General features: G+C 69.2%; 6 protein-coding genes and 1 pseudogene. 3 read left to right on the top strand and 4 right to left on the bottom strand.

Going from position 1 to position 6,617, the window contains the following annotated elements:
- The 3 genes from rluB to FW784_RS11620 form a co-directional block, all read right to left on the bottom strand.
- Positions 1-1,246: 23S rRNA pseudouridine(2605) synthase RluB (rluB, locus tag FW784_RS11630; RefSeq protein ID WP_187770787.1), on the bottom strand; the 1,246-nt coding region annotated here is incomplete at its 3' end.
- A complete protein-coding gene (scpB, locus tag FW784_RS11625; RefSeq protein WP_149353507.1) occupies positions 1,239-2,237 on the bottom strand; it encodes an SMC-Scp complex subunit ScpB in 999 nt (332 codons plus the stop codon). The genes scpB and rluB, both read right to left, overlap by 8 nt.
- Positions 2,238-2,333: 96 nt before the next feature.
- Complete coding sequence (locus FW784_RS11620) at positions 2,334-3,248, bottom strand: segregation and condensation protein A (protein WP_149353506.1); 915 nt, start codon at positions 3,246-3,248, stop codon at positions 2,334-2,336.
- A 278-nt stretch (positions 3,249-3,526) separates the two neighbouring features.
- On the opposite strand from FW784_RS11620, the gene FW784_RS11615 reads away from it, so the two are divergent.
- Positions 3,527-3,826, top strand: coding sequence for a YciI family protein (locus FW784_RS11615; RefSeq protein ID WP_149353505.1), 300 nt, complete (start codon positions 3,527-3,529; stop codon positions 3,824-3,826).
- The gene (locus FW784_RS11610) at positions 3,823-4,104 is read left to right on the top strand and encodes a BolA family protein (protein WP_235893668.1); all 282 of its coding nucleotides are present in this window, start codon (positions 3,823-3,825) and stop codon (positions 4,102-4,104) included. Before FW784_RS11615 ends, FW784_RS11610 begins: the two co-directional genes overlap by 4 nt.
- A gap of 81 nt (positions 4,105-4,185) precedes the next feature.
- On the opposite strand, the gene FW784_RS11605 is transcribed toward FW784_RS11610, so the two are convergent.
- A complete protein-coding gene (locus tag FW784_RS11605) occupies positions 4,186-4,941 on the bottom strand; it encodes a 6-phosphogluconolactonase (RefSeq protein WP_149353503.1) in 756 nt (251 codons plus the stop codon).
- Between the two features lie 141 nt (positions 4,942-5,082).
- On the opposite strand from FW784_RS11605, the pseudogene FW784_RS11600 reads away from it, so the two are divergent.
- Positions 5,083-6,543, top strand: a pseudogene (locus FW784_RS11600) (chromosome segregation SMC family protein); the annotation flags it as partial.
- Between the last annotated feature and the right edge of the window lie 74 nt (positions 6,544-6,617).

The raw sequence follows: 6,617 nt of genomic DNA, 5'->3' as shown, positions 1-6,617 counted from the left end.
CGGGCGCCCCGGTACGCGGGCCCGACGGCTTGGCGCCGTAAGGCTTGCGCGCGCCGCCATCGGGATTGCGATGCCCGGACGGACCGGTTTCCACGCCGTCCGGCACGTACCAGGTACGGAACGCGGCAGGATTGCCTTCGGGTAGTGAGCGCGAGCCCTTGTCGGGGCGTTGCTTGAACGGCCGGTTAGCCTGCTTGGCCGCAGCCTCGCCACTCACGGTGAGTCCGCCCGGCTTGCGAGGGCCGCCGCGGCCACGGCCGCGGTCCTCGCGCACGTTGTCGAAACGACGCAGCTCACGCGCCTCGTCGGCCGACGTCGTGTGCCCGCCGACATAGCCGCCTTGGCTGCGCTCGCCACCGAAATGGATCGTCGCCTTGGCAGCACGGCGCTGGCCGATCACCGGCTGCAGCGTCAATGCCGAAGGCGTGCCGTCCTCGAGGCCCAGATCCGTACGCAGCTGTTCGACGCGGGACGTCGGCAGCTCCTGCGACTGCCCGCGCAGCAACTCGCGCGGCAGTTCGACCCCGCCATAGCGCACGCGCTTGAGGCGGCTGACCTGGCAGCCCTGCGACTCCCACAGGCGGCGCACTTCGCGGTTGCGGCCTTCCTTGACGACGACGCGATACCAGTCGTGCGATTCGCTGCCGCCGATCTTCTCGACCTCGTCGAACTTGGCGAGGCCATCGTCGAGTTGCACGCCCGTCGCGAGGCGCGCGATGGTCGCGTCGTCGACGCTCTCCTGGCCTTCCGGCGCGCGGACGCGGCAGACGTACTCGCGCTCGACTTCCTTCGACGGGTGCATCAGCGCATTCGCCAGCTCACCGTCGGTGGTGAGGAGCAACAGACCGGTCGTGTTGATGTCGAGGCGGCCGATGGCGATCCAGCGCGAGCCCTTCAGCGGCGGCACGGCTTCGAACACCGTCGGACGGCCTTCGGGGTCTTCGCGCGTAGTGACTTCGCCTTCGGGCTTGTTGTACATCAGCACGCGCGGGGCCTCGGTCAGCGCGGTCGCGACGAACTGGCGCCCGTCGATCTCGACCTTGTCGCCGCTGCCGATGGAAACGCCCACCTGCGCGACTTCGCCGTTGACCTTGACCAGCCCGTCGGCGATGCGTTGCTCGAGCGCGCGCCGTGAGCCGAGGCCCGCCTGCGCGAGCACCTTGTGCAGGCGCTCCTCGAGGCGGGGCGCGGGCGATGCGGATTGTTCGCGCCGGAGCGTGAGCTTGCGGTTCTTGTCTTCACTCATTTTCATTTGACTCCGCCGCATCCACGGATGCGGTCGTCATGTCGGGAACGGTCGTCGTCTCGACGGCGTTGTCTTGCTCGCGGTCGTTCTCGTCTGCCGCGCGCATCCCCGGCGCGGCTTCGGGATCGACGTCGCCGGCGGCGGCGTCGTGGGTTTCGGTGTCGTCGTCCTGGAAGACGACGGGGCGTTCGGCGCGGAAGTCGAAGTCGCCTTCGTCTTCGTCCGCGTGGTCCGCGTGTCGCTCGTCGGGTTCGCTCGCGTCTGCGGAAGCCGACGGCGGCTGGATGTTCGCCGACGCGTCGGCGTGCGTGTCATGAAGATCGTCGGGCGCGGCGTCGTTGCTTTCGATGCCGTCGCTGTCGTTGGCCGCGTCGCGACCTCCCGCAGCGGTGTCGGCGATGCCGGCCGCCATCCTGGGCACGACGCCGCTGGCGTCCTCGAACATCAGCTGGGGCTCGAGCTCGCCGATGTCCTTGAGCTCCGACAGCGGCGGCAGTTCGTCAAGGCGCTTGAGGCCGAAGTAATCGAGGAAACCCTTCGTCGTGCCGAACAGGGCAGGGCGGCCGGGAACGTCGCGATGCCCAACGACGCGGATCCATTCGCGCTCTTCGAGCGCCTTGATGATGTTGCTGCTCACCGTCACGCCGCGTACCTGCTCGATCTCGCCGCGCGTGATCGGCTGGCGATAGGCGATCAGGGCCAGCGTTTCCAGCGTCGCCCGCGTATAGCGCGTCTGACGTTCGGTCCACAGGCGCGTGATCCAGCCATGCACCTCGGCCTTGACCTGATAGCGGAACCCGGTCGCGACTTCCACCAGCTCGACGCCGCGCGACTCGCACTCAGCCTGCAGATGCTCGAGCGCGGCTTCGATCGAGCCTGCAGGTGCCGGCTGGTCGTCGGGAAACAGGTCGCGCAGCTGTGCGACCGCGAGCGGCTGGCTGGCTGCCAGCAGCGCGGCTTCCACGATGCGATTGATCAGCGTCTGGTCCATTTCCAATCCATGCGTCCCCTGTTGCGGCCGGTCCGCGCGTCACGCGTGAGCCCGGGCGTGGCGGTCATCCTGCTGGCCATCGCGCCGTCCGCCGGGTCACGCGGCATCGTTGGCGTCGCTGTCGAACTCGCTCGACAGTGCGATTTCAGCGGCATCCTTCATGAGTGCGAGCGACTTCACGTAGATGGGTGCCATCGGTGCGTCCTGCACGATTTCGACCAGTTGTTCCTTCGCCAGCGTGAGCATGCCGAGGAACGTGACGATCACGCCGGGGCGCCCTTCCGTGGCGTCAAAAAGCGTTTCGAAGCGGTGGAAGCCGCCGTCCGCGAGGCGCTCCAACAGCTCGCCCATCCGCTGCCGCACGCTCAGCGCGTCGCGCCGGATCGCGTGCTGCGTGAACAGCTCGGCGCGCTTGAAGACGTCGCGCAGCGCGAGCAGCATTTCCTTCAGCTCGACCGGCGGGGGCATCCGCACCACGGCTCGGTCGGGCACGTGCGCTTGGGCGGCGGCGGTGTCGCGTTCCATGCGCGGCAGCGAGTCGATGTCTTCGGCGGCCTTCTTGAAGCGTTCGTACTCCTGCAGCCGGCGAACGAGTTCGGCCCGGGGATCCTCTTCGGCGCCTTCTTCGTTGCTGACGCGCGGCAGCAGCATGCGCGATTTGATCTCGGCCAGGATCGCGGCCATCACGAGGTAATCGGCGGCCAGCTCGAAGCGCATCTCGTGCATGCCGCCGATGTAGTCGACATATTGCTTAGTGATGTCGGCGACCGGGATGTCCAGGATGTCCAGGTTCTGCCGGCGGATCAGGTAGAGCAGAAGGTCGAGCGGACCTTCGAACGCGTCCAGGATGACTTCGAGCGCGTCAGGCGGGATGTACAGGTCCTGCGGGATCTGCAGCACAGGCTGGCCGTGCACCACCGCCAGCCGCATTTCCTGCTGCTGCGGATGGCTCGGCGGAGCCGGGCTTGCCGGATTGTCCTCGGTCGCCTGAGGCGCGAGATCGTCGGTCATTCGGGACCGGCCCCTCCGGGCCTGGCACTGCACACTGCGGATCGGGCGGCGGATGCCGGCCCTCGGTGACGCGGATTGCGTATGCGACGTGGACGGCAGCTGCCGGGGCAGGGCGGTCGGTTTCGCGATCGGAAGGCCGGACGTGGGAGCGAAGCCCCGGTGCGGCTGTCGCCTGGCGGGCAGGTCGACGGACGGGGCAAGCCTACGGGCCGCAGGCGATGCTGTCCAGCTATCCCGGGCGCGATCGCTAGAATCGCGCTTTGTCCGGAGAAGACCCCATGTGGTACGTGATCGACGCGCGCGATGCCGCGGACGTGCTTGCACGCCGCCTTGAAGCCCGGCCGAAGCATCTCGAGCGCCTCAACGCGCTGCGCGACGCGGGGCGCCTGCTCGTCGCCGGCCCGTGCCCGGCGATCGACGCGGAAGACCCTGGTCCTGCGGGGTTCACGGGCAGCTTGGTCGTCGCCGAGTTCGAATCGCTCGAAGCCGCGCGCGAATGGGCGGGCGCCGATCCCTACGTGGCCGCGGGCGTGTACGCATCGGTCGACGTCAGGCCGTTCCGCAAGGTACTTCCGTGACACCGGAGGCCCGCACCGGCGCGATCCGCGAATGTCTGCAAGCCGCGTTCGCGCCTGCCGTGCTCGAGGTGGTGGACGAGAGCCACCTGCACGCGGGGCATGCCGGCGCGCGCGACGGACGGGGACACTTCCGGGTCGCGCTGGTCAGCGGGCACTTCGGCGGGATGGCGCCGATCGCAAGGCATCGCGCCGTCTATGCGGCTCTCGGAGACCTCATGACGACGGACGTGCATGCGCTCTCGATTGACGCGCGCGCGCCGGGCGAAGTTTCGGGCTGACCGGTTCGTCCCGACTTCGATCGAAACGCCACGTCGGGCCGGACTTCAAGTGACCGGACCCCACGCCTAGCCGGGCGGCTTCTAGGGGCACCAATGCACGAGCAGCGGTGGCCCGCCGGCGAGGCGAACCGCGGCCAGCGGTGAGGCCCCGCCGTCCGTAGCCGCCATCGCGACGTCGAAGTGGCGTCGCTGCGCATCGCCGCGCAGCAGCAGGATGCGGGTGCCTGCGCGCGACAGGCCGAGTGGCGTCGCCGTGATGCGCCGCGGCCACGGGCCAGCGGACGGGCTGAAGGCGCCGTCGAGGCACATGTAGTCCTGCCGCGAGGCGAGTGCACGCGCGTAGTCGGGCGAGTCGGTGAACAGCGCGGCCACGTGCCCGTCGTCGCCCATCGTGAGCACCGACACGTCCGGCATCTGCCGCGCGTGCGCGTTAGCGATCGCCACCGCGTCCTCGATCCGGCGCCCGGCCAACGTCAGCGGCTCGAGCCGCGCGCCGGCCGCCCGGTCCACCAGCAGGTGGCGGCGTATCGCGGAGGCATGGCTGTCGGGGTCGTCGGGCTGCAGCCAGCGCTCGTCCACCAGGCCCACGTCGACCCGCTGCCAGTCGAGTGGCGCCCGCGACAATGCTTTCAGGACCGGCACGACGCCCTCGCTCGGGGAGAGCAGCAGCCGTGAGCGCGGACGCGCTGCGAGGTCCCGACGCAGCTCGGCAACGATCATTACCGCCGCGGCCCACGTCCAAACGTGGGCGTCGCGGTGGAGGTAGAGCTGGGCGTCGCCGACCGCGAGCGTCCGATGCTCGGTGGACGGCTCGCCTGGTAGGGGGCCGAAGACCATCCATCCATCATGAGGCCTCGACCGGGGTAAAGCTTGCCGCGCCGCGGGGCGGGCGGCTCCCGCCGCTATACTCGCGGGCCGCTTCCGCCGCCCGACAGCCCGCTGCGCGCGCCGGGCCCACGCCAGAGGCCGCTACGCCGCATGCGTCTTTCCACGATCAAGCTGTCGGGCTTCAAGTCCTTCGTCGACCCGACCACGCTTCACCTGTCGGGCAACATGACTGGCGTCGTCGGCCCCAACGGCTGCGGCAAGTCGAACATCATCGACGCCGTGCGCTGGGTCATGGGCGAGAGCTCGGCCAGCCGCCTGCGCGGCGACTCGCTGACCGACGTGATCTTCGCCGGGTCCTCGGCGCGCAAGCCCGTGTCGCAGGCGATGGTCGAGCTGGTGTTCGACAACAGCGACCACACGATCACCGGCGAATTCGCTGCATTCAACGAGATCTCCGTCAAGCGCGTGGTCTCGCGCGACGGCCAGAGCCAGTACTACCTCAACGGCACCAAGTGCCGTCGGCGCGACATCACCGACCTGTTCCTCGGCACCGGCATCGGCCCGCGCAGCTACTCGATCATCGAGCAGGGGATGATCAGCCAGATCATCGACGCGCGGCCCGAGGACCTGCGCATGTACCTCGAAGAGGCCGCGGGCATCTCGAAGTACAAGGAACGCCGCAAGGAGACCGAGACGCGCATCCGCCACACGCGCGAGAACCTCGACCGCCTGAACGACCTGCGCGAGGAAGTCGGCAAGCAGCTGCAGCACCTCGCGCGGCAGGCGAAGCAGGCGGAGCAGTATCAGGCGATCCAGGCGGAGCGTCGCATCAAGGACGCCGAATGGAAGGCGCTGGAATTTCGCGCCCTCGACCGCAAGCTGCAGTCGCAGCGCGAAAAACTCGCGCAGGCCGAGACGCGCCTGCAGCAGCTCGTCGCCGAGCAGCGCGAATCCGAGCGGCAGCTCGAGGAAGGCCGCGTCAAGCGCGAGGAAGCCGCCGAGCATCTGGCCCGCGCGCAGGGCGACAGCTACGAGGTCAGTGGCGCGCTGGCGCGCGTGGAGCAGCAGATCCAGCACCAGCGCGAGATGGCCACGCGGCTGGAGCGTGCGCGCGACGAGGCGATGTCGCAGCTGTCGGAGATCGCGACCCACATCGGCAGCGACCAGGCGCGCCTGGATGCCCTGCGCGACGCACTGGAAAACGACGAACCCCGGCTGGAGGCGATGCGAGATGAAGAGATCGCGCGCGCCGATGCGTTGCGCGACGCCGAAGCCAGGCTTGCGGACTGGCAGCAGCGTTGGGACGCCCACACGCGCGCGCAGGCCGAAGCCTCGCGCGCTGCCGACGTGGAACGGGCGCGAATCGAAGGCCTCGACCGCACGGCACTGGACGCCGAGCGGCGCCGCGATGCTCTCGTAGCCGAACGCGCCGGGCTTGATCTCGACGCGCTGGGCGAGTCCGCGGAGGCGTTTCTCGAGCAGCTGGAGACGCAGAAGATCGCCGTCGACTCTCTGACGGGTGAGCTGGAGCAACGCAAGCAGGCGCTGTCGGCGCTGCAGGAACGCCAGCGCGAGGCGCAGTCGCAGCTCGCGGACACGCGCAAGCAGGCAGCATCATGTTGATGCTGTTCGTCGCCATGTTCTTCTTCGGGCTGTTCGGCCTGACCACGCGCCAATTCCTGCGG

The organism is Cognatilysobacter lacus (genome assembly GCF_008274655.1).
In the GTDB taxonomy this organism is placed as follows: Bacteria; Pseudomonadota; Gammaproteobacteria; order Xanthomonadales; family Xanthomonadaceae; genus Cognatilysobacter; species Cognatilysobacter lacus.
This window is presented reverse-complemented; position numbering and strand designations above follow the sequence as displayed.